20 protein-coding genes are annotated in these 21,425 nt (G+C 61.6%); 13 read left to right on the forward strand and 7 right to left on the reverse strand.

All coding sequences use genetic code 11. The features are described 5' to 3' along the window. The first annotated feature begins 15 nt into the window (after positions 1-15). The 3 genes from ACB039_RS14410 to ilvN all read left to right on the forward strand — a co-directional run bounded on the left by ACB039_RS14410 (position 16) and on the right by ilvN (position 2,770). Complete coding sequence (locus tag ACB039_RS14410; protein WP_005323837.1) at positions 16-168, forward strand: hypothetical protein; 153 nt, start codon at positions 16-18, stop codon at positions 166-168. 389 nt (positions 169-557) lie between these two features. Beyond that, the gene (locus tag ACB039_RS14415; protein WP_005323836.1) at positions 558-2,276 is read left to right on the forward strand and encodes an acetolactate synthase 3 large subunit; all 1,719 of its coding nucleotides are present in this window, start codon (positions 558-560) and stop codon (positions 2,274-2,276) included. Then, positions 2,276-2,770 (forward strand): acetolactate synthase small subunit, encoded by a 495-nt coding sequence (gene ilvN / locus ACB039_RS14420; protein ID WP_025328160.1) that lies wholly within the window; start codon positions 2,276-2,278, stop codon positions 2,768-2,770. The genes ACB039_RS14415 and ilvN overlap by 1 nt, the downstream gene beginning before the upstream one ends. Positions 2,771-3,169: 399 nt before the next feature. On the opposite strand, the gene pta is transcribed toward ilvN, so the two are convergent. Next, positions 3,170-5,323: a phosphate acetyltransferase gene (gene pta, locus ACB039_RS14425; RefSeq protein WP_025328159.1), complete on the reverse strand. Its 2,154-nt coding sequence runs from the start codon at positions 5,321-5,323 to the stop codon at positions 3,170-3,172. A 69-nt stretch (positions 5,324-5,392) separates the two neighbouring features. Next, on the reverse strand, positions 5,393-6,595 hold the full coding sequence (locus ACB039_RS14430) for an acetate kinase (protein WP_005323830.1): 1,203 nt from the start codon (positions 6,593-6,595) through the stop codon (positions 5,393-5,395). A 302-nt stretch (positions 6,596-6,897) separates the two neighbouring features. Here ACB039_RS14430 and yfbV point away from each other — a divergent pair, with 302 nt between their 5' ends. Then, a complete protein-coding gene (yfbV, locus tag ACB039_RS14435) occupies positions 6,898-7,338 on the forward strand; it encodes a terminus macrodomain insulation protein YfbV (RefSeq protein ID WP_025328157.1) in 441 nt (146 codons plus the stop codon). Between the two features lie 45 nt (positions 7,339-7,383). On the opposite strand, the gene ACB039_RS14440 is transcribed toward yfbV, so the two are convergent. The 3 genes from ACB039_RS14440 to ACB039_RS14450 all read right to left on the reverse strand — a co-directional run bounded on the left by ACB039_RS14440 (position 7,384) and on the right by ACB039_RS14450 (position 9,125). After that, positions 7,384-7,884 (reverse strand): YfbU family protein, encoded by a 501-nt coding sequence (locus ACB039_RS14440; RefSeq protein WP_005323826.1) that lies wholly within the window; start codon positions 7,882-7,884, stop codon positions 7,384-7,386. A gap of 219 nt (positions 7,885-8,103) precedes the next feature. Then, on the reverse strand, positions 8,104-8,568 hold the full coding sequence (bcp, locus tag ACB039_RS14445; protein WP_005323824.1) for a thioredoxin-dependent thiol peroxidase: 465 nt from the start codon (positions 8,566-8,568) through the stop codon (positions 8,104-8,106). A gap of 23 nt (positions 8,569-8,591) precedes the next feature. Further along, positions 8,592-9,125: a glycine cleavage system protein R gene (locus ACB039_RS14450; protein ID WP_025328154.1), complete on the reverse strand. Its 534-nt coding sequence runs from the start codon at positions 9,123-9,125 to the stop codon at positions 8,592-8,594. Between the two features lie 199 nt (positions 9,126-9,324). Here ACB039_RS14450 and dapA point away from each other — a divergent pair, with 199 nt between their 5' ends. The 3 genes from dapA to ACB039_RS14465 all read left to right on the forward strand — a co-directional run bounded on the left by dapA (position 9,325) and on the right by ACB039_RS14465 (position 12,602). Next, positions 9,325-10,212: a 4-hydroxy-tetrahydrodipicolinate synthase gene (gene dapA, locus ACB039_RS14455; protein ID WP_226170226.1), complete on the forward strand. Its 888-nt coding sequence runs from the start codon at positions 9,325-9,327 to the stop codon at positions 10,210-10,212. Beyond that, positions 10,205-11,329, forward strand: coding sequence for an outer membrane protein assembly factor BamC (gene bamC / locus ACB039_RS14460; protein WP_226170224.1), 1,125 nt, complete (start codon positions 10,205-10,207; stop codon positions 11,327-11,329). Before dapA ends, bamC begins: the two co-directional genes overlap by 8 nt. A 169-nt stretch (positions 11,330-11,498) precedes the next feature. Continuing rightward, on the forward strand, positions 11,499-12,602 hold the full coding sequence (locus tag ACB039_RS14465; RefSeq protein WP_226170221.1) for a phosphoribosylaminoimidazolesuccinocarboxamide synthase: 1,104 nt from the start codon (positions 11,499-11,501) through the stop codon (positions 12,600-12,602). Between the two features lie 128 nt (positions 12,603-12,730). On the opposite strand, the gene ACB039_RS14470 is transcribed toward ACB039_RS14465, so the two are convergent. Next, positions 12,731-13,333 carry a short chain dehydrogenase gene (locus ACB039_RS14470; protein WP_182786308.1) on the reverse strand — a complete coding sequence of 201 codons (603 nt, stop codon included), beginning with the start codon at positions 13,331-13,333 and terminating at the stop codon, positions 12,731-12,733. Between the two features lie 98 nt (positions 13,334-13,431). On the opposite strand from ACB039_RS14470, the gene ACB039_RS14475 reads away from it, so the two are divergent. The 4 genes from ACB039_RS14475 (at position 13,432) to ACB039_RS14490 (ending at position 16,347) form a co-directional block, all read left to right on the forward strand. After that, a complete protein-coding gene (locus tag ACB039_RS14475) occupies positions 13,432-14,331 on the forward strand; it encodes a LysR family transcriptional regulator (protein WP_226170218.1) in 900 nt (299 codons plus the stop codon). 77 nt (positions 14,332-14,408) lie between these two features. Beyond that, positions 14,409-15,020, forward strand: coding sequence for a DUF2057 domain-containing protein (locus ACB039_RS14480; RefSeq protein ID WP_371165923.1), 612 nt, complete (start codon positions 14,409-14,411; stop codon positions 15,018-15,020). 66 nt (positions 15,021-15,086) lie between these two features. Beyond that, entirely contained in the window at positions 15,087-15,533 is a 447-nt protein-coding gene (locus ACB039_RS14485; RefSeq protein ID WP_226170212.1) for an HIT domain-containing protein, read from the forward strand. A gap of 118 nt (positions 15,534-15,651) precedes the next feature. Next, positions 15,652-16,347, forward strand: a complete 696-nt coding sequence (locus tag ACB039_RS14490; RefSeq protein ID WP_226170210.1) for a DUF3334 family protein — start codon at positions 15,652-15,654, stop codon at positions 16,345-16,347. 70 nt (positions 16,348-16,417) lie between these two features. Here the strand turns inward: ACB039_RS14490 and ACB039_RS14495 are convergent, their stop codons facing one another. Further along, positions 16,418-17,416 (reverse strand): DUF2860 family protein, encoded by a 999-nt coding sequence (locus tag ACB039_RS14495; protein WP_371165924.1) that lies wholly within the window; start codon positions 17,414-17,416, stop codon positions 16,418-16,420. A 201-nt stretch (positions 17,417-17,617) separates the two neighbouring features. Between ACB039_RS14495 and arcB the strand changes: the two genes are divergently transcribed. Beyond that, complete coding sequence (gene arcB, locus ACB039_RS14500) at positions 17,618-19,930, forward strand: aerobic respiration two-component sensor histidine kinase ArcB (RefSeq protein WP_371165925.1); 2,313 nt, start codon at positions 17,618-17,620, stop codon at positions 19,928-19,930. A 33-nt stretch (positions 19,931-19,963) separates the two neighbouring features. After that, positions 19,964-21,334 carry a dGTPase gene (gene dgt / locus ACB039_RS14505; RefSeq protein ID WP_371165926.1) on the forward strand — a complete coding sequence of 457 codons (1,371 nt, stop codon included), beginning with the start codon at positions 19,964-19,966 and terminating at the stop codon, positions 21,332-21,334. Positions 21,335-21,425: the final 91 nt, after the last annotated feature.

Below are 21,425 nucleotides of genomic sequence, written 5' to 3' on the forward strand. Positions count from 1 at the left end.
GAGAGGACGGACACCATGCGCTTTACCAATGAAAACGGCGACACCATGACCCTGGCAGACAATCTCACCCTGCATGAGCTGCTCGACATGGGGGTCAGCATCTCGGTCTGTGAAGAGACGGATCCGGATCAGCAGATCTGGCTGGCGGAGCCGGAAGACGAGCACTAAAACGTTATGGTTTTGACGGCCCGCCCTCTGGGGGCGGGCCATTTATTTCCATCTCTATCCTGATTGGCAGCATGATCCGCTAGTTTCCCCCCCATACTCCCCGCTTTGTTTCCGGTCTGGTGACCAAGTCACTGAATGTTAATAGCTGTTTGAAATTTATGACTGTTCTGCTCAGACAAAGCCGTGGACAAGCGTTCACAAGCGGGTTAAGTTGGTTTTTCACCCGCTTTTCGGGTGAATGATGGAAAAAACCTATTTTTCTACTATCGACGGCTCCGAACTCGCCTGGTCTGGATGCAGACAACAACAAGAGACGGATCGGCGCTGCCGGGAAGCAGCGGACTGTCGGTAGCTTTCGCTTAACGGAGCAAAGCCTGGAGGGCTTTATCATGGAGATGTTATCAGGCGCCCAGATGGTGGTTAGAGCGCTGGAAGATCAGGGAGTGGAACACGTTTTCGGCTACCCTGGTGGCTCAGTGCTCGACATCTATGACGCTCTCTTCGAAAACGGCAAGATGGAGCATGTCCTGGTGCGGCACGAGCAGGCCGCGGTGCACATGGCGGACGGTTACGCCCGCTCCACCGGCAAGGTGGGCACTGTGCTGGTGACCTCGGGTCCCGGCGCCACCAACTGCATCACCGGCATCGCCACCGCCTACATGGACTCGATCCCCCTGGTGATCCTGTCCGGTCAGGTGCCGACCAGCATGATAGGGGAGGACGCGTTCCAGGAGACCGACATGATCGGCATCTCCCGCCCTGTGGTGAAGCACAGCTTCTTGTGCAAGAAGGCCAGCGAGATTCCAGAGGCCATCAAGAAGGCCTACTACATTGCCGCCAGTGGCCGCCCGGGGCCCGTGGTGGTGGACTTGCCCAAGGACGTGCAGAACCCGAAAGAGAAATTCCCCTACCAGTATCCCGAGTCCGTTTCCCTGCGCTCCTACAATCCGACCAAGGCCGGACACAAGGGCCAGATCAAGCGTGCTGCCAAGCTGCTGACCGAGGCGAGCCGCCCGGTCATGTACGTGGGCGGTGGCGCCATCAACGCCAATGCGGATCATCTGGTGACCAAGCTGGCGGAGCTGCTGAACCTGCCGGTGACCACCACCCTCATGGGGCTGGGGGCCTTCAGCGGTACCCATCCGCAGTTCATCGGTATGCTCGGCATGCACGGCACCTTCGAAGCGAACAAGAGCATGCACAACGCGGATCTCATCTTCGCCGTGGGTGCCCGCTTCGATGACCGCGTCACCAACAACGTGAGCAAGTTCTGCCCCAATGCGACCATAGTCCACATCGACATAGACCCCACCTCCATCTCCAAGACGGTGCAGGCCCATGTGCCCATCGTCGGCTCGGTGGAAACCGTGCTGGAGCAGATGCTGGAAGTGATCCGCGAGTGCGGCTTCGACAACGACAAGCAGGCGCTGGCGGACTGGTGGAGCCAGATCGATCAGTGGCGCTCCCGCAACTGCCTGGCCTACGAGACCCACCCCACCCTGATCAAGCCGCAGCAGGTCATAGAGGCGCTCTATAAGGTGACCAAGGGGGAGGCCTTCGTCGCCTCCGACGTGGGCCAGCACCAGATGTTTGCCGCCCTCTACTACCCGTTCGCCAAGCCGCGCCAGTGGATCAACTCCGGCGGTCTCGGCACCATGGGCTTCGGCATTCCCGCCGCCATGGGGGCCCAGTTTGCCAACCCGGATGCCGTGGTCTGCTGCGTCACCGGCGACGGCTCTGTGCAGATGAACATCCAGGAGCTCTCCACCTGCATGCAGTACGGGGTGCCCATCAAGATCATCTCCATCAACAACCGCGCGCTGGGCATGGTCAAGCAGTGGCAGAAGATGTTCTACGGCGGCCGTCACAGCCACTCCTACATGGAATCCCTGCCGGACTTCGTCAAGCTGGCGGAAGCCTATGGCCACGTCGGCATCGCGGTGAGCGATCCGGCCGAGCTGGAGAGCGCCATGGAGAAGGCGTTCGCCATGAAGGATCGGCTGGTGTTCATGGACATCTCGGTCGACCCGGATGAACACGTTTATCCGATGCAGATAAAGTTCGGTGCCATGGACGAGATGTGGCTGAGCAAGACGGAGAGGACCTGATGAGACATATAATTTCCGTTCTGCTGGAGAACGAATCCGGCGCCCTGAGCCGTGTGGTGGGCCTCTTCTCCCAGCGCGGCTACAACATCGAGACCCTGACGGTGGCCCCCACCGAGGATCCCACCCTGTCGCGCATGACCATCGTCACCATGGGTGACGAGCGGGTGCTGGAGCAGATCCAGAAGCAGTTGCACAAGCTGGTGGACGTGCTCAAGGTGTGCGATTTGAGCGAAGGGGAGCACATCGAGCGGGAGATCGCCCTGGTCAAGGCACGCGCCGCCGGTGGTGCCCGCGACGAGCTGAAACGGCTGGCGGATATCTTCCGTGGCCAGATTGTGGACGTCACCCCCGAGCAGTACACAGTGCAGCTGGTGGGCACCAGCGAGAAGCTGGACGCCTTCATCAAGACTGCCGCCCAGACCAACGAGATCATCGAGGTGGTGCGCTCTGGTGTCTGCGGTATCTCCCGTGCGGACAAGTCCCTGCGTCCCTGATATCAGGGGCTGGTAATCTATCCAAAAGGGGCTCTTCGGAGCCCCTTTCTCATGGTCGCTCTAGGGAGGGGAAGTGCTGACCGGAACTGTCATTTTCTTTCAAATGATCGGTAAACTATCCACAAAAGCTGTGGAAAACTCTGTAGATTAGCGGTGTGTCTGACGTTAGTTTGCTGATCTTAAAGGGATATTCTGATTTGATCCTGACTGGATCGCAATTGTGCAATCCCCCTGCGCGGGTGTGAGTGTTTGCTTATCGCCCGCGCCTTGCCAGATGAGCCCCAGCGTCAGATCGGGGGATCTGCCCAGGATCCTGATTTGATCTTGTGGATCAACATCTCGCCGCCATAAAAAAACCCGCCGGAAGGCGGGTTTTTCACAGGGCCAGCGCGGGCGATATTACTCGGCCTGGGCTGCCTGGATACCGGTCAGGGCGATGGTGTAGACGATGTCGTCTACCAGGGCGCCACGGGAGAGGTCGTTGACCGGCTTGCGCATGCCTTGCAGCATGGGGCCGATGGAGACCAGCTCGGCGGAGCGCTGTACCGCCTTGTAGGTGGTGTTGCCGGTGTTGAGATCCGGGAACACGAACACGGTGGCTTTACCCGCGACCGGTGAGTTCGGTGCCTTGGACTTGGCTACGTTCTCCATGATGGCCGCGTCGTACTGCAGCGGGCCGTCGATGATGAGGTCGGGGCGCTTGGCCTTGGCCAGCTCGGTCGCTTCACGCACCTTCTCGACGTCCGCACCGGCGCCAGAGGTACCGGTGGAGTAGGAGATCATGGCGACGCGCGGCTCGATGCCGAAGGCGGCAGCGGAGTCGGCGGACTGGATGGCGATCTCGGCCAGCTGTTCGGCGCTCGGATCCGGGTTGATGGCGCAGTCACCGTACACCAGTACCTGATCAGGCAGCAGCATGAAGAAGATGGAGGAGATGAGGGACGAACCCGGGGCAGTCTTGATGATCTGCATCGGCGGACGAATGGTGTTGGCGGTGGTGTGCACGGCGCCGGAAACCAGACCGTCCACTTCGCCACGCTCCAGCATCATGGTGCCCAGCACCACGTTGTCTTCCAGCTGTTCGCGGGCGACCACTTCGGTCATGCCCTTGTTCTTGCGCAGCTCGACCAGACGCGGCACATAGCGCTCGCGTACTTCCAGCGGGTCGATGATCTCGACGCGATCGGTCAGTACCACACCCTGCTGTTCGGCGACGCGACGGATCTCTTCCGGGTTGCCAAGCAGCACCGGACGGGCGATGCCACGTTCGGCACAGATGGCGGCAGCCTTGATGGTGCGCGGCTCTTCCCCTTCCGGCAGCACGACGCGCTTGTTGGCCTGACGGGCCAGCTCGGTCAGCTGATAGCGGAACGCAGGCGGGCTCAGGCGACGGGAGCGGGTGGACTTGGCAGAGAGAGACTCGATCCAGTGCTTGTCGATGTGGCCAGCCACATAGTCCTGCACCAGCTCGATACGCTCGCGGTCATCTTCCGGGATGTCGACGTTGAAGTTCTGCAGGCTGACGGCGGTCTGCCAGGTGTTGGTGCCGGTGATCATGATCGGCAGGCCGGTAGCCATGGCCTGTTGGCACAGGGCGATGACTTGCGGCTCAGGGTGGTAGTTGCCGGTCAGCAGCAGGGCACCCAGCTTGACGCCGTTCATGGCGGACAGACAGGCGGAGACGATGACGTCGGAGCGGTCGCCTGAGGTGACCAGCAGGCTGCCCGGACGGAAGTGCTCGATCATGTTGTGGATGGAGCGGGCACAGAAGGTCACGGTCTGCAGGCGACGGCTGTCCAGCTCACCCTTGTGCAGGATCTTGGCGGCCAGGTGCTTGGCGAGATCCTTGGCGCGCGGGGCGATCAGCTGGGTGTTCCAGGGGATGCAGCCGAGGATGCGCAGCGGGCTCTTGCCGAACACCTGCAGCACTTCCAGGTTGTGGGCGGTGTCGGAGGTGTGGTGATGGGCCTCGAACATCTCGGTCAGATCGGGGCGGGTCACACCGTGCTCGTCAACCGGTGCACCCACCTTGTTGATGACGCAGCCCACGATGCGCGGGTTGCTGACGCCACCGAAGTTGGAGCAGGCCAGTTCGATGCGCTCTTTGAGCTTCTGGCTGGAGTCGTTGCCCGGATGGGTCACGAACACCATGTCGGCATCCAGCGCCTTGGCGACGTCGTAGTTCAGCTTGTTGGCAAAGGGTTGCTTGTCGGTCGGCACCAGGCCTTCGATCACCACCACTTCGGCACCGCTGGTCTTCACGTGCTCTTCGAAGCGGGCCACGATCTCTTCCAGCAGGATATCGGTGTTGCTGGAGGTGATCATGTTCTCGGCGTAGGAGAGGGCGAACGGCTCGGGTGGGTTGATGTTGGCGGCGGCGCGGATCACGGCGGTGGAGCGCTCGGTACCGGTTTCACCCGGGCGCGGCTGAGCAACCGGTTTGAAGAAGCTGACATTGACACCGTGACGTTCCATGGCGCGAACGACGCCAAGACTCACGGAAGTTACGCCGACACCAGTGCCGACCGGGATGAGCATAATAGTGCGTGCCACTTATTACCCCTTGTTCATTTTTGGGATCAGGAAAAGGCCGCCCTGGGGCGGCCTTGCTCTACAGCTAATTTATGCGCCGACCAGTTCCAGCGCGTCGTGGGCGATGACCCACTCTTCGTTGGTCGGGATAACCAGGGCCTTGGTGGAGCCAGCCTTGGTGATCTCGCCACCCTTGCCGAAACGTGCCTTCAGGTTGGCGTCGTGGTCGACGTCGAAGCCCAGCAGGCCCAGCTTGCCCAGGGTGATCTCGCGGATCGGGGCGGAGTTCTCGCCGATGCCGCCGGTGAAGACCACGGCGTCCAGACGACCGTCCATGGCGGCGGCGTAGGCGCCGATGTACTTGGCCAGACGGTAGCAGTACACGTCCATGGCGCGCTTGGCTTCTTCCTTGCTGTCGTAGTTGTCTTCAACGAAACGGCAGTCGGAGGTGACTTCGGTCAGACCCAGCAGGCCGGATTCCTTGGTCAGCATGGTGTTGATCTCGGCGACGCTCATGCCCAGCTTGTCGTGCAGGAAGAAGATGATGGCCGGATCCAGATCACCGGAACGGGTACCCATCACCAGGCCTTCCAGCGGGGTCAGGCCCATGGAGGTATCGACGGATTTGCCGTTCTTGATGGCGCAGACGGAGCCGCCGTTGCCCAGGTGGCAGTTGATGATGTTGAGCTCTTCCACCGGCTTGTTCAGCTGCTTGGCGGCTTCCAGGCTGATGTAGTAGTGGCTGGTGCCGTGGGCGCCGTAGCGACGGATGCCGTTCTCTTTGTAGAGTTTGTACGGCAGGGCGTACAGGAAGGCTTCTTCCGGCATGGTCTGGTGGAACGCGGTGTCGAACACGGCGACGTTCTTCTCGGCCAGCTCAGGGAAGACCTTCAGCGCGGCACGGATACCGATCAGGTGAGCGGGGTTGTGCAGCGGAGCATAAGGAATGGCGGCTTCGATACCGGCGATCACGTCATTGCAGATCCGCACGGAAGAAGTGAATTGCTCGCCGCCGTGTACCACGCGGTGGCCGATGGCGATCAGGTTCTTGGACAGTTCCGGGTTGAGCGGCAGGATCTTGTGGACGATGAAGTCCAGCGCTTCCTGGTGAGCGGCACCGGCACCCAGATCGGCGCTACCCTTTTCGCCGTTGAGCTTCCACTTGATGCGGGCGTCGTCGAGGTTGAAGCACTCGGCCAGGCCGGACAGCAGATCATCACCGGTGGTTGCGTCAATGACAGCAAACTTCAGGGACGAGCTGCCACAGTTAAGAACAAGAACCAGCTTACTCATGAATAAATCCTATCGCAGATTGGGTTGGGTTGGAGGATGCGCCGGACGCGGTGCGTCCAAAAACTATCAACTTATCCTTATGAGGGTTGGCAATCTGTTGCTTGCCCCTTGTATAGTGATACAAGACCCGGAATTCTGACGTCCCTGACAGGCCAGCAGCAAACCACTGGCGTAAAAATTGGGCGTACAAAGGATAACCTGATTGTTGAAAAATAACAAAGTCATCCTCAACCTTTGTTATCGCCTCTCAAATATTGTCGAGGTTTTGCCGTTAATACGTTCAAAAAGAGCTCGGAGGTAGTATGAGCATGAACATTTTTGGAACTAAATTACAGCAAGGCCGTCATTATATGACTCTTTGGCCGCGCCGTCCCGAGCTTAATTCCATGTTCCCGGAGAATCGGGTGATCAAGGCCACCGAGTTCGCTCTCAGGGTCATCCCGGCACTCGCCGTGCTCAGCGTCATGCTGCAGTTCCAGTTCGGCGAACTGCACTACTGGCCCTCCGTGATGGCCTCCGTGCTCTTCCTGCTCAGCCTGCCGCTGCAAGGCTATTACTGGCTCGGCCAGCGTGCCGATACCCGTCTTCCCCCCTCCCTTGCCAATTGGTACAGGGAGATCAACGGCAAGATGAACGAGCAGGGCGGTCATCGTCAGCTGGTGGCCCGCCCCCGTTACGAGGAGCTGGCCGATACCCTCAACGCCGCCTTCAAGCAGCTGGACAAATCCTTCCTCTACGAATAACCCCGGCAGGGGAGCAAAAGGCGCCATCAGGCGCCTTTTTCACATTCAGGCGGCCAGCACCTTGCTGATCTCCTGAATGGAGAGCTTGTACTGACGGGGGCACTGACGCCAGGCCGCCAGCATGCGCTGGTACTTGTCGCGCATGGCGATGTCGCTGGAGAGCTCGTCGCAGGGGCAGGGCAGTTCGGGGAAGCGCTTGTCCACCTCCAGCAGGAAGCAGACATAATCCGCCAGTTCCCGCTCCTGGCTGCGGCTGTAGCCGTTGAAGGCCAGGCGACTCTCGTTCACCTCGGCCCGGGTACCGGCGTCGAGGTTGCCCCAGGAGATGGCCAGCGCATGATGCAGCTCCAGGGTGTCCAGCACCTCCTGGCAGGTGGCGAGATCCAGGTGGCCGAAGCTCTTCTCCAGCTCGAGGATCTGCAGGCAGTAGCCACGCTCGACTATGGTGCTGGCCCGCTGGTAAAACGCCGCCTTCTCCGGATTGAGTTTGGCCAGGATCTCGTACTGGTTGCTCAGGATCAGGCGTTCGGTATGGCTCATGTTCATGGGCTGTCTCGCTGGAAAATGAATCTGGGGTCACGTTAACCCATATCCAGGATGAATTTTTTGATCTGATAGGGGAGGTTGGCGAGAAAAACGGGAAGGAGGGTCCAATAGGGGAGCTGCATTTGGCAGGACATCCCCGGCTCTTGCATGGCAGAGTTGGGTGCAAACGAACAGGGCCTGCATCTGCAGGCCCTGTTGTCGTGTCTGAACTGGCGGGGCTCAGCCCTTGACGAGGTCGAGCACTACCTGATGGTGATCGCTGGTCTTGAACTTGTCGAAGCGATGGGCCACTTTGCCCTCCTCATCGATGAGGAAGCTCAGCCGATGGATGCCGTCATACTCCTTGCCCATGAACTTCTTCGGGCCCCAGACGCCAAAGGCATCGGCCACGGCGTGATCCTCATCGGCCAGCAGCCGGAAGTTCAGGCTGTCGCGTTCCTCGAATTTTTTCAGGCGCTTGGCCGGATCCGGGCTGATACCGAGCACCACCACGTTGAGGGCGGCCAGCTCTGCATTGACGTCGCGCAGGCCGCAGGCCTGGGTGGTGCAGCCCGGGGTCATCGCCTTGGGATAGAAATAGATGAGCACCTTCTTGCCCCGCAGGGAGGACAGACTGACCTGCTGACCATCCTGATCGGGGAGGGAAAAATCGGGGGCCTGAGTACCAACTTGTAGTGGTTGCATGGGGTCTCCTCGGATAAACGCCGTCAGGCGTATTTGTGATTGACGATGAACTCGAATGACTCGGCACCCAGTTCACGACAGAAATCGGCGAAGGCCGTCTTCGAGTCGGCCGCCTCGCCCTGCTTGGCCTGATTGAGCTGGAAATTGGCCTTGAGCAGGTTGAAGGGTTGCTGCTCGAGCGTGACGGTCTGCATGGCCTGGATATCCCAGCCGTGATCGCTGAAGAACTGGGTGCACTGGCTTACGATGCCCGGCTGATCCCGGATCAGCACCTCGGCGCTGGCGCTGATGTCATATTGCAGAGAGTGGTGGCGCTCGGTGCGCTTCATCATGGTGATGAGATCCCACTCCTGGCTGCGCAGGGGGAGGCTTATCTCAAGCTGCATCAAGCTGTTCCAGTCACCAGACAACAGCATGATGAAAGTGAATTCGTTACCGAAGATGCCAAGACGGCTGTCGACAATGTTGCAACCGCAGCCACTGACGTGACGGGTAACCTCATTGACGATGCCAGGCCTGTCCGTGCCGATGGCCGTTACGACCAGGTAGTGAGTCATAAATCGTCTCTCGTCCATTTATTGCGAATGCGGTGAAAGCGAGCGCTTGGCGGGCATGACGCCCTGCTCCGGGCTCTCTCCTGCCCTCGTGCATCCATACGTTTTGTGGCGGATGGTAACACGGCTTATCCCTTGCCTCCCTTGTTTTTCAAAAGGGGCAGCTTTACCATTACGCCCCTGAAAATCGGGAGAAATATCCATGTTACGCGGTAGTATTGTTGCGCTCGTTACCCCCATGCTGGCCTCGGGTGACATCGATTGGACCAGTCTAGCGGCCCTGGTGGAGTATCATGTCGGCGCCGGTACCAGTGCCATAGTCGCGGTGGGCACCACAGGAGAGTCGGTCACCCTGAGCGAGCAGGAACATATCGCCGTCGTGGAAAAAACCGTCGAATTCGCCGCTGGCCGCATTCCGGTCATCGCGGGCTGCGGCTCCAACAACACCGCCCATGCCATCGCCCTCTCCAGGCGTTTCGCCCAAGCCGGCGTGGTGGCGGGTCTCTCGGTGACCCCTTATTACAACAAACCCACCCAGGAAGGTCTCTATCGTCACTATTGTGCGATCGCCGAGGCTAGTGGTCTGCCTCAAATTCTCTATAATGTGCCCGGTCGCACCTGCTGCGATCTCAAACCGGAGACCGTGGCTCGTCTGGCCAAGGTTCCCGGCATCATCGGTTTGAAGGAGGCGACGGGTGATTTGAGCCGCACCCCGCTGCTGCGCGAGTTGTGCGGGCCGGATTTCGCGCTTTATAGTGGCGATGATGCCAGCGGATGTGATTTTATGCTGCAAGGGGGCGATGGCGTCATTTCGGTCACCACCAATATTGCGGCGCCCCAGATGGCCGACATGTGTCGTGCTGCGCTGGCCGGTGATGCCGGGCAGGCTCATGACATCAACAATCGATTGATGCCGTTGCATCAGACTCTGTTCTGCGAACCGAGTCCCATCCCGGTGAAGTGGGCCTGTGCCCGACTGGGATTGATGGCGACGGCGACCTTGCGCCTGCCGCTGACCGACCTCACCCCCGAGGGGGAACAGGCGATGGCGCGAGCACTGACGACTGCGGAGTTGATGGCGAGTGTTTAAAGCAAATGGAAAGGGAAATGCAGTGCGCCTGGTGCTGAGTGTCGCGACTGTTGCCGTGTTGGCAGCCTGTAGCTCACCCCAGGATCGCAAGATGGCCAACCGTGGCTTCGAGTATGAAGAGAGCCGCCTCGAAGGTCGCGCCTTCCTCGTGCCCGCCGGGTTGAGTACCCCCGCCTTTAACAGTAATTTCGACATCCCGGCCCTGCCGGAGAGCAGCCGCGAAGGTGCCATCGGTGCCAAGGTGGACGTGCGTCCGCCAGCCCAGCTGCTGACGGTGGTCCCTGGCAGTCAGGTGGTGGCCAAGGCCAGCGAACCGACCCTGGCCTTCTATGCCCTGAGCACCAGCCAGAGCGTGGAGCGCGATACCTGGGCCTTCCTGATGAACTTCCTGGCCCAGCACAAGGTCACCACAGAGAAGCTGGATCAGCAGGCCGGCGTGTTGCAGACCGGCTGGTTTGACAACTCCGCCGCCCTCGATGGCTGGGCAGAGGAGGACGACGACTTCCGTATCCGCCAACGCTACCAGTTCACCCTGCGCAACGATGTGCAGCGTCACGCTGTCAACATGTCGGTACGGGTGCTGGATCATGAAGAGACCATAGACGGCGAGACCAGCACAGTGCTGACCCCGGCGGATGCCCAGCGCTATGCGACCCGGGCACTGAACCAGTTCTCCCTCTACTACGACAAGCAGCTCAAGGCCCGCGAACAACACAAGTCCAACGATGGCATGGGTCTGGAGCTGGGTCTGGACAACAACGAGCTGAGTGCCTGGCTAGCCGACGGCTCCTTCGAGCAGGTCTGGCGCCGCCTCAACCAGGTGTTGCCGGCCTACGGTTTCACCATCAAGGATACCCAGCAGTCCCTGGGCTGGATCGACGTCGAGTATGACGAGCCCGATGCGGAGTTCTGGCAGGCTAAGGGGGCCGAGCCGTTCAAGCTGGAGGAAGACAAGTACCGCTTCCAGCTCGGCGAGATGGCCGGAGGCAAGACCTCCATCACCCTGTTCGACAAGGACAAGAAGCCGGTCGCATCCGGCGTCATCTCCCAGATGTATATCAGCCTGTCCGAGGCGTTTGCCAAAGGCGTGGCCGATCAGGCTGCGAAAGCAGAATAGAAACAGGGGCCTGGTGCCCCTGTTTTGTTATGTGGAGTTCGCGCAGAGGCCCTCTTGGGAGCCTGCCCCGGCAGAGAGGCCTGGCGCTGCTTCGCTTGAATGAATCCCTCGTAGACAGGAGCCTGATGCGCCTGTCTTGTCAGTCCCACAACAGGAAGTGTTATTAGCCATGAGTCTTGCAGATCAAGTATTGGCGGTGAATGACGATTTGCCGATCCGTACCGATAAACCTGTCCATTCCGGCAAAGTGCGCAGCGTCTACTGGTTGACCCCCGCAGACAGTGCCCGGCTCATAAGAGAGAAAGGCTATGATGTGCCAGCCGATACGCCCCTCGCCCTCATGGTGATCAGCGACCGCATCTCGGCCTTCGATTGCATCTGGCAGGGTGTGAATGGCTTGAACGGCGTGCCGGGCAAGGGCGCGGCACTCAATGCCATCTCCAGCCACTGGTTCAAGCTGTTCAAGGAGAAGGGATTGGCGGACAGCCACATCCTGGACATACCACACCCCTTCGTCTGGATAGTGCAAAAGGCCCGCCCGGTGATGATCGAAGCCATCGCCCGCCAGTACATCACCGGCTCCATGTGGCGTGCCTACAAGGACGGCGAGCGGGAGTTCTGCGGCATCACGTTGCCGGAAGGGCTGAAGAAGGATCAGAAGCTGCCCGAGATCCTCATCACCCCGTCTACCAAGGGGATCCTCAGGGGGCTGGATGGCGTGCCGGAAGCGGACGACGTCAACGTCTCCCGTGCCGACATAGAGCGCCACCATCAGGCCTTCGGTTTCCGCTCCCCGGCGGACATCGACCGCTACGAGACGCTGCTCAAGGATGGTTTCAACGTCATCAGCGAGGCCCTGGCCGCGCTCGATCAGATCTTCGTCGACACCAAGTTTGAGTTTGGCTATGTCCAGGACGCCGCCGGTCGCGAGAAGCTCATCTACATGGATGAAGTGGGTACCCCCGACAGCTCCCGCATCTGGGACGGCGCCGCCCTGCGCCAGGGCGAGATCGTCGAGAAGTCCAAAGAGGGCTTCCGCCAGTGGCTGCTGAATCACTTCCCGGATCCAGACATTCTGCTCAACAAGAACCGCATGCCGGAACGCTTCGCCCTGGCCCGGGACAACAAGCTGCCCACCGAGGTGATGATGGACATCTCCCACACCTACGTGGGGATCGCCGAGAAGGTCATTGGTCACAAGCTGGTGCGCAGTGCCAATCCCAAGCAGGAGATCATCGAGGTACTGCGCGAGCAGTACGGTCTGATCGACTGAGGCTGACCGCCTTTTTTTGCCACCGGCGCACAAACGTTTGCCAGCGGTGAAGGCAGCAAGCCGGCAAACAGACGGGCCCCATGATGGGGCCCGTTTTTATTGGCATCTGGCAGTGAGAGAGGGAGGCCTCAGCCATTGACCCGGAAGATCTGGCCGGTCTGTACTCCCAGCACCGACTTCCTGTAGGCCTGCGCCACCCGGGCGGCAGGCACCGGCACGAAGCCCGGGAAGAAGTCGGCGTACTTGCTCATGGACTCCTCCAGCACGGTCGGGCTCACCACGTTGATGCGCAGGCCCCTCGGCAGTTCGCAGGCGGCCCCCTTCACGAAGTGCTCTATGGCACCGTTGATGGTGGTTGCACTGACCCCCCAGTTGATGGGCTCCTCGCTCAGTATGCCGCTGATGAGGGTGATGGAGCCGTTATCATTCAGATAGGGAATGGCGGCCCGGGTCAGGTTGATCTGGCCCATCAGTTTGCTCTGGAGCCCCAGTTGCCACTGCTCGTCCGTCATCTCGGTCAGGGCGTTGAAGGCCACGCTGCCGCTGGCGACCACCAGGGCATCGAACCGGCCGATGCCCGCAAACAGAGCGGCGATGGAGGCGCCATCCGTCATGTCGACGGTAGCATCCCCCCGGCTGTGGCCTACCCGGATCACTTGGTGGTCTCTGGCAAGCAACTCGCTGACGGCGGAACCTATGGTGCCGGAGGCACCCACAATCACAATCTTCATCTCTATCGCTCCTGGTTGGGATGTGTTGATGATAGCGGGATGAAAAGGGAGAAAAAGCGCTTAAGATAAACCCATTGTTTCCATATTGGAGCTAATGGATGGAGATCGCCCATCTGAGCAGTTTCTACGAGGTGGTGCAGCGGGGCAGTTTCTCCGCCGCCGCCGATGCATTGGGGGTGAGCAAGGGGATGCTGAGCCGCCACGTCAGCGCCCTGGAGTCCGCCCTCAATGCCCAGTTGCTGCAGCGCACCACCCGTCGCCTCAGCCTGACCGAGGCGGGCAGAACCCTCCATGTGCAGGCGGGGCAGATCTTTGCCCTTGCCCGTCAGGTGGAGCAGGACATCCAGGCCCTGACCGAGGAGGACAGTGGTCGCCTGAGATTCACCTGCCCGGTCAGCACGGGGGATGCCATGGTGAGCGAGCTGCTGGCGCGCTTCGCCGTGTTCTGCCCCGGGGTCGAGGTGGAGCTCAACTTCACCAACGCCATGATCGACATGAGTCAGGGGGAGAATGACATCGCCCTGCGCGCCATGGATCAGGTGCCGGACAACCTGGTGGCGCTGCCCCTCGGGCAGTTGAAAGACGTGGTGGTGGCGAGTCCAACCCTGCTGGCCCGGGAGGGGTTCCCCGCCACCCCCTATGAGCTGGGAGGGCGCTCCTGCCTGCGCCAGGGGCACAACCCGGCCTGGGAGCAGTGGCATTTTCGCAAGGCAGGGGAGGAGGCCCACATCCTGGTGCAGGGCAAGGTGCGGGCCAACCACTACAGCACCCTGCTGCAGCTGGCACGGGCGGGCATGGGGTTTGCCAAGTGCCCGCTGATGCTGGTGGAGACGAGTCTGGCCAGGGGCGAGCTGGTGGCCGTGCTGACTGACTGGCAGACCGGCCTGCACCCGCTGCATGTGCTCCATGCCCAGCAGCGCCGGGTGCCGCGCAAGATCCGGCTGTTCAAGCAGGTGCTGGCCCAGTGGTTTGCCGAGCGGCCCCACTACCTGCTCTGAGAAGCTGGCTCGCGTTATTTTTCTGTCATCTTCGGCTGCTAGCCTGCGCCCATCATAGCGAGCAGAGAGAGACGGGAATGAAGGGTCATCAGGGTTGGGTTGGGGTCATGTTGTTGTGTGCTGGCGCCGTACAGGCCGAGGTCAGGGTCGAGGTCCCCGGGGATTTCCAGATCCTGGCGGTGAGCGACGGCAAGGTGCAGGACGAGCGGCATGGGGTGTTGGCCGACGGGGCGCAGCAGTTGCTGGTGCGCTATGAGGGGGTGATCCCGAGTCGCAACAGCAGCGACAACGATCGCCAGATCCGCTCCGAGCCCCAGGTGATCCGCTATGAGGCCAGCGGCCAGTCGGTGCGCCTGCAGGCCGCGGTGCCCACCGACGAGAAAGGCATGGAGCGCTACGCCAAGGCGCCGGTCGTGAGCCTGCTGGTGGGGGACAAGCCCCTGAAGGTGCAGCAGGAGGCCCTGGTGGTCAACGGCATGCAGATCGGCATGGACTGGCACGCCAGGTTGATGGAGTACAACCGCGGCACGGGCAAGGCGGTGCTGGCGGCCGGCGCCGTGGCGACCACGGCGGCCCAGGCCCCTTCAGTCCCTGCCAGCGAGCTGGAGGGGCAACTGCAGCGGCTCTTCCTGCAGGCGGATCCCGAACTTCGCAAGCGCTTCATCGGTTGGGCCGTGCCCCGGCTTTAAGTTTGCCCCCCGTTGCAGTAACGTGGGCACACTCATCTCCGTGCCCATGTTGACCAGCGAGGCCCCATGTTTGAACTGCATCCCCGCCTGCAGGCGGATACCCAGATACTCGGGGATCTCCCCCTTTGCCGCGTGCTGCTGGCCAAAGACAGCCAGTACCCCTGGCTCATCCTGGTGCCCAGGGTCGCCGGGCTGCGGGAGATCCACCATCTACCTCCCGAGCAGCAGCAACAGCTGATGCGGGAGTCCTGCGCCGTCGCCACCCTGATGGAGCACGCGCTCAATCCGGACAAGATCAACGTGGCGGCGCTCGGCAACCTGGTGCCCCAGCTGCATCTGCATCACGTGGCCCGCTTCAGTACCGACGCCGCATGGCCAGGCCCCATCTGGGGAGCACACCCCGCGATCCCCTATCAGGCGCAAGATTTGCGACTGCAGGCCGATAACTGGCGAGCCCGGTTGGCCGCCCTGGGGGAATTTCAGCCGTTTGTCACTGACAATACGGTCAAGTGAGAGGCCGCTCGCGGTTTCAACACCGGGATCACGCAATCTGTTAGCGTCTCGCGCCCGTGCGTGATGACATGGGCGCTGACACAGACAAGCCTATTTTTTCGATCAGCAGGAAGGTTCCATGATAGTGACAAGATCCGAGGATGATGCCGTATTGACCACAGAGGACGTGCTGCTGAGCCTGTGCAATTCGGTGACGAGCGTATTGAGTGCGGCGACCCAGACCCAGGTGCGCTTCTCCGGCATGGTGCAACGGATCAGCAAGACCTGCCTCAAGCCGGACATCGGCTGCTTCGTGCTGTTCGACGGCGGCTTCTCCGGGCTGGTGGTGATCAACTTCTCCGCCGCCGCGGCCATGGAGCTCTACGAGCGCTACATGCTGAGCATGGGGCTCTCCAAGGAGGATCTCGCCATCTCCCACACCTCGGACGAGGTGAGCAACGTCATGGGCGAGCTGATGAACCAGATCGTCGGCAGCTTCACCACCAAGGTGGGGCGCGAGTTGCAGACCCACATCACCCAGAACCAGCCCAAGATGCTGGCCCTCAACAAGCAGGTGATGCTGAGCGTCGACACCAACCTCGACAACCCCGAGACCCGCAGGGTCACCTTCTTCACCGCCAGCAACAATATCTTCTATCTGGAGCTGGCCATGGACAGGACCGAGTTTATCCGGATCCACGATGGTGGCGTGCAGGAGGAGGTCGACCCGGACGAGCTGATCGCCCAGGCCAAGCTGGCGGCGGCCAAGCCGGCGCAGGCGGTCGCCCCGGCGAGCAACGAGCACGACGATCTGCTGGACTCCCTCGGCATCTGACGCCGTCAGGGTGCGAAAAAAAAGCGAGGCCACCCCAGGGGTGGCCTCGCCGTTTTCGGCAGGGCTCGACTTAGAAGTTGTACAGCAGGCCGGTGCTGAAGCGGGTGGCCTCGGTGTCGTAGAAGTCGATGTCGGAGTCGGCGGCGGAGTAAGCGGCGGTGAAGGTGGCGGCCAGGGCCTTGACCCCGAACAGGTTGTGCCAGAAGAAGGTGCCGTTGAGGGCGAACTCGTCGGCATCGGCCCGCTGGCCGAACAGGGGATTCGCCTCGTCATACTTGCGCTTGCCGGCGTAGAGGTTGCTGACGATGGACCATTGCGGGCCCCGCTTGGCATAGGTCAGCTGCAGACCTGTGTTGTCGAAGCTCTCGGCACTGCCGTCCAGGCGGGCCTGCTTGTAGAGGATCGCCGGCTCCAGCAACTGGTTGCCGCCGAAGTGGAACTGGTAGGAGAGCGCCATGTCGTGCACCTTGCCGTTGCGATTCAGCATGGCGGCATACTGGGTGCCGTGGGTCTGGTCATACTGCTGACCACTGCGCTCCTCGTCCAGATCCACCTCCCGGGTGGTGAGGGTGCCGTAGAAGTTGCTGCCCCAGATCTTGTCCCAGGCAAAGCGCACTCCCTTCGACTTCACGTCGGTGGCACTGCGATCCACCCCGGTGGCGAAGGGATCGCTCCACAGCTCCACCGGCATGGCGTTGAACACCAGGGAGGTGGCCACTATGCCCTTGTCGCCCATCTCCTGGCGCAGGCCCAGCTGCTGGGTGAAGTCGAAGCGCACCGCATCCTGGATCAGGTTGCCGAGGAACACCTGGGTGCGGGTGTCGGCAAAGGTATAGCGGATGTCGGCGTTGATGAGCGGCGTCAGGCCGCTCTCGCTGTCGGGAGAGCCGAGGTCGTTGATACGACTGTGGTTGTCATCGCCGGCGTAGAAGTTGGACTCGTAGCTGACGACGTTGACCCCGCCGAGCAGGAAACCGGACCAGCCGGACTCTCTGGGGATCTCGCCAAGATCGGCGTGGGCGGCATTGGCGGCTAGCAGACCAAGACTCAACAGGACATGATTGCGCATGGGGTGTGCTCCTGACACAAGGGATGACAAGGGTGGCAGTGCGGCTCGGGATCCTTGGCTGAACCGGAGCTGACTGACTCAGGCGGGAATGCTACCCCAGTCGGAGTGTGACGTTAATCAATAATTTAAGGTGCAACGGGCAAGAGTTCAGGGCGCCGTACTGGTATTCTGTTTGCGCAATAACGGGGAGAAAACAACGAGATGAAGCAAATCAAATCCTGGGCGCAATATTACGTCGACCTGATGACCAAGCTGGGACTGGTGCGCTTCAGCATGTTCCTGGCGACCGCCATCATAGTGCTGGCGGTTTCCATCCAGATGGGGGTGACCCTGTTTCTGCGCGGCACCGTGGACATCGTCGACCTGGTGCGCTCTGTGTTCTTCGGCCTGCTGGTGACCCCCTGGGCCGTCTATTTCCTCTCCATCGTGGTAGATCAGCTGGAGGACTCTCGCCAGCGGCTGACCCGCATGGTGCGCAAGCTGCAGGACATGCGCGAGCGCGATCTTGAGCTCAACAGCCAGCTGCAGGAGAACATCAGCCGCCTCAATGCCCAGATAGCCGAGACCAACCGGGCCGAGACCCTGCGCCAGCAAGCCATAGAGGATCTGGAGAACGAGGTGTTCCAGCGGGAGAAGGCCCAGTTGCACCTGGGGGAGCGTACCGCCCTGTTGCGCTCCTTCATCGACTGCTCTCCGGACCTGGTCTACTACCGCAACGAGGACGAGCAGTTCTCCGGCTGCAACCGCGCCATGGAGGAGCTGACCGGCAAGGTGGAGGCTGAGCTTATCGGGCTGACCCCGTTCGACGTCTACAAGCACGACATCGCCAGCAAGGTGGTGGAGACCGACAAGCAGGTCTTCGCCAGCAACGAGCCCCTCACTTACGAGCAGTGGCTGGAGTACCCCGATGGCCGCAAGGCCTACTTCGAGCTGCGCAAGGTGCCCTTCTTCGACCGCTTCGGCAAGCGGCTCGGCCTGCTCGGCTTTGGCCGCGACATCACCGAGCGCAAGCAGTATCAGGACAAACTGGAGAAGGCGAGCCGGGACAAGACCACCTTCATCTCCACCATCAGCCATGAGCTGCGCACGCCGCTCAACGGCATCGTCGGCCTGAGCCGCATGCTGATGGACACGCCGCTGGATGCCAAGCGGCAGCAGCAGCTCAAGACCATCCACCTGAGTGCGGTGACGCTCGGCAACATCTTCAATGACATCATCGATCTCGACAAACTGGATCGCCGCCGCCTCGAGATAGCACCTGCCCCCATGGACCTGCCCGCCTTCCTCGACGAGCTGGAGATGCTGTCGCGCATCCAGGCGGAGCAGAAGGGGCTCTATCTGCACTTCGATCGGGATGGCGACATGCCGCAGTTCGTGATGGCGGACGGCACCCGGCTGCGCCAGGTGTTGTGGAACCTGGTGGGCAATGCGGTCAAATTCACCGACGAGGGTGGCGTGACGGTGCGTTGCCTCGCCCACGCCGCCGATGAACCGGGCAAGCTGGCGCTGCACTTCGAGGTGGAAGACACCGGGGTCGGCATTCCGCGCGCCCAGCAGGAGAAGATCTTCGCCATGTACTATCAGGTGCAGGGCAAGAAGCACGCCACCGGCACCGGCATCGGTCTTGCGGTCTCCCGCCAGCTGGTGCAGGCCATGGGCGGCCAACTCTACGTGGACAGTGACCCGGGTGAGGGTTCCTGCTTCACCGCCGAGCTGGAGGTGGACTGTGTCGAGCCGCAGGCGACCCCGCAGGAGCCCGAGATGCCCTCCCTGGATATCCTGCTGGTGGAGGACGTGGAGCTGAACGTCACCGTCGCCTGCGCCCTGCTCAACAAGCTGGGTCATCAGGTGCAGGTGGCGCGGGACGGTACCCAGGCGCTGGCCATGGCCAACCCGGATGACTTCGACCTCATCCTGCTGGACATCCAGCTGCCGGACATGACCGGCTTCGACGTGGCGGCCCAGTTGCTGGCGCGTTATGGCGACAGCCTGCCCCCCATGGTGGCGCTCACCGCCAACGCCACCGGCGATCGCCAGTACTACCGGGATCACGGCATGCAGGATGTAATCAACAAGCCGCTCGGCTCCAAGGCCGTGCGGGAGGTGATAGGTCATCTGTTTGCGGATCTCGCCGACGACGAGGCCTTTGATCAGGCGGACGCGGGCAACCAGGATGCGCTGCTGGATCTGCCCTTCCTCACCGATTACGCCAGTACGGTCGGCAAGCCGGTGCTGCTCTCCAGCGTGGATCTGTTCGAGAAGATGATGCCGGACTACATGGCGGTGCTCGATTCCAACATGATTGCCAGGGATCAGGCCGGCGTGGTGGAGGAGGCGCACAAGATAAAAGGGGCTGCGGGCTCCATCGGCCTGCGCCGCCTGCAGCAGACAGCCCAGCTTATCCAGAGCCCGGATCACCCCGCCTGGTGGGAGAACGTGGAGGACTGGATTGAGACGCTGCGCCGTGAATACCCCGGCGATATCGCCCGCTTGCGGCGCTGGTTGTTGTCGTGAACCTGACGGACGCCGCTGGCAAGGAGCCGCACCATGTATAGCCGTTTGATTACCCCGGCGCGCATTCACCCCTGGGGCAGCGAAGAGCTGCTGGAGGCGACCGAGCAGGATCGCGCTCGCATCGTGCAGGCCGCGCCGGTGCGCCGCCTGCAGCAGAAGACCCAGGTCTTTCCGCTCGATGTGAAGGCCTCGGTGCGCAGCCGTCTCACCCACTCCCTGGAGGTGCAGGAGACGGGCCGCCAGATCAGCAGGCGCATCCTGGCGGCCCTGCCGGCGGGCACCGTCTGCGAAGGCGCCTTCATCAACCTGGTGGAGATGGCCTGCCTGCTGCACGACGTCGGCAACCCGCCGTTCGGCCACTTCGGCGAGCAGGTGATGAGCCAGTGGCTGGCACAGTCGCTGGATGAGCTGTTTGCCCGCGCCCATGATCAGTTGCCGAGCCCGCAGTGGGCCGAGCTTCGCCAGGACCTGCTGGTGTTTGACGGCAATGCCCAGAGCCTGCGGCTGGTGCACAGTCTGCACGAGATGAACCTTACCCTGGGCCAGTTGGCGGCCCTGTGCAAATACCCGCAGCAGCCCCTGTTGCACCATCCCCAGGGCTATGGCCAGCACCATGGCTGGACCAGCAAGCGCGGCATCTTCTTCAGCGAGCAGCCTCTCTATCGCGCCCTCGGCCAGAGTCTGGGGTTGGCGCCGGGATGCCGGCATCCGCTGGTCTACATCATGGAGGCGGCGGACGACATCTCCTACTGCATCGCCGATCTGGAAGACGCGGTGGACAGGCGCATCCTCACCCAGGGCGAGCTGCTGGTGGCGCTGCGCGGTGCCGATGAGGGGGACTACATGGCCAGCCTGCTCGAGGAGGCGCTGGCATCCGGCAGGGGCTTCTTCCCCCATTTCCGTCAGCATCTGACCCGGGATCTGGTGGCGCTCGCGGCCCAAACCTATGTGAGCGACCACGAGGCCATCCTGAGCGGCGCCTACCCCAGGGCGCTCTTGCACGGTCAGGCACCGGCTGCCAGAGTGCTGGATACTCTCAAACGTGTGGCCCGCGAGCAGGTATTCATGCGCCCCGAGGTGGAGGCGCTGGAGCTGGAAGGCCATGCCGCCCTGCGCGGGGTGCTTTCCACTTATTCCTGCCTGCTGGCACTGCCGGCCGCGCAGTTCGAGCGGTTGCTGGCCGGCAACGGCGGGAGTGAGCTGTTCTTTGCCCGGCGGCTGTTCCACCGCTTGTCGGCCCGCCATCTCAAGGCATACCGGCTGGCGGTGGCCAGCCGGGATCCGCGCTTCGACAAGGGTAGCGAGCAGGAGTGGTACTACAGGGTGCGGCTCTTGCTCGACTACGTCAGCGGCATGACGGATACCTATGCGCTGGAGGAGTTCAGGCTGTTGTCCGGGATTTGACCGGGGCCGGCTGTGGCCGCATTCCACCCATATGGGTGGGGGTGATATTGCGTAAAATTCGGTGTTTTTTTAGACTGTGGCAACTTGTTCA

This window comes from Aeromonas sp. S2(2024) (assembly GCF_041402505.1).
GTDB lineage: Bacteria > Pseudomonadota > Gammaproteobacteria > Enterobacterales > Aeromonadaceae > Aeromonas > Aeromonas media.

What these genes read in the sequence shown, in the direction of transcription:
- ACB039_RS14440 (WP_005323826.1), bottom strand. Translation starts at nt 7,884, where the DNA reads ATGAACATGAGCCATACCGAACGCCTGATCCTGAGCAACCAGTACGAG.
- ACB039_RS14465 (WP_226170221.1), top strand. Translation starts at nt 11,499, where the DNA reads ATGAGTCTTGCAGATCAAGTATTGGCGGTGAATGACGATTTGCCGATC.
- ilvN (WP_025328160.1), top strand. Translation starts at nt 2,276, where the DNA reads ATGAGACATATAATTTCCGTTCTGCTGGAGAACGAATCCGGCGCCCTG.
- ACB039_RS14470 (WP_182786308.1), bottom strand. Translation starts at nt 13,333, where the DNA reads ATGAAGATTGTGATTGTGGGTGCCTCCGGCACCATAGGTTCCGCCGTC.
- ACB039_RS14495 (WP_371165924.1), bottom strand. Translation starts at nt 17,416, where the DNA reads ATGCGCAATCATGTCCTGTTGAGTCTTGGTCTGCTAGCCGCCAATGCC.
- ACB039_RS14490 (WP_226170210.1), top strand. Translation starts at nt 15,652, where the DNA reads ATGATAGTGACAAGATCCGAGGATGATGCCGTATTGACCACAGAGGAC.
- arcB (WP_371165925.1), top strand. Translation starts at nt 17,618, where the DNA reads ATGAAGCAAATCAAATCCTGGGCGCAATATTACGTCGACCTGATGACC.
- bcp (WP_005323824.1), bottom strand. Translation starts at nt 8,568, where the DNA reads ATGCAACCACTACAAGTTGGTACTCAGGCCCCCGATTTTTCCCTCCCC.
- ACB039_RS14430 (WP_005323830.1), bottom strand. Translation starts at nt 6,595, where the DNA reads ATGAGTAAGCTGGTTCTTGTTCTTAACTGTGGCAGCTCGTCCCTGAAG.
- ACB039_RS14480 (WP_371165923.1), top strand. Translation starts at nt 14,409, where the DNA reads ATGAAGGGTCATCAGGGTTGGGTTGGGGTCATGTTGTTGTGTGCTGGC.
- dapA (WP_226170226.1), top strand. Translation starts at nt 9,325, where the DNA reads ATGTTACGCGGTAGTATTGTTGCGCTCGTTACCCCCATGCTGGCCTCG.
- ACB039_RS14415 (WP_005323836.1), top strand. Translation starts at nt 558, where the DNA reads ATGGAGATGTTATCAGGCGCCCAGATGGTGGTTAGAGCGCTGGAAGAT.
- ACB039_RS14485 (WP_226170212.1), top strand. Translation starts at nt 15,087, where the DNA reads ATGTTTGAACTGCATCCCCGCCTGCAGGCGGATACCCAGATACTCGGG.
- ACB039_RS14450 (WP_025328154.1), bottom strand. Translation starts at nt 9,125, where the DNA reads ATGACTCACTACCTGGTCGTAACGGCCATCGGCACGGACAGGCCTGGC.
- dgt (WP_371165926.1), top strand. Translation starts at nt 19,964, where the DNA reads ATGTATAGCCGTTTGATTACCCCGGCGCGCATTCACCCCTGGGGCAGC.
- yfbV (WP_025328157.1), top strand. Translation starts at nt 6,898, where the DNA reads ATGAGCATGAACATTTTTGGAACTAAATTACAGCAAGGCCGTCATTAT.
- ACB039_RS14475 (WP_226170218.1), top strand. Translation starts at nt 13,432, where the DNA reads ATGGAGATCGCCCATCTGAGCAGTTTCTACGAGGTGGTGCAGCGGGGC.
- ACB039_RS14410 (WP_005323837.1), top strand. Translation starts at nt 16, where the DNA reads ATGCGCTTTACCAATGAAAACGGCGACACCATGACCCTGGCAGACAAT.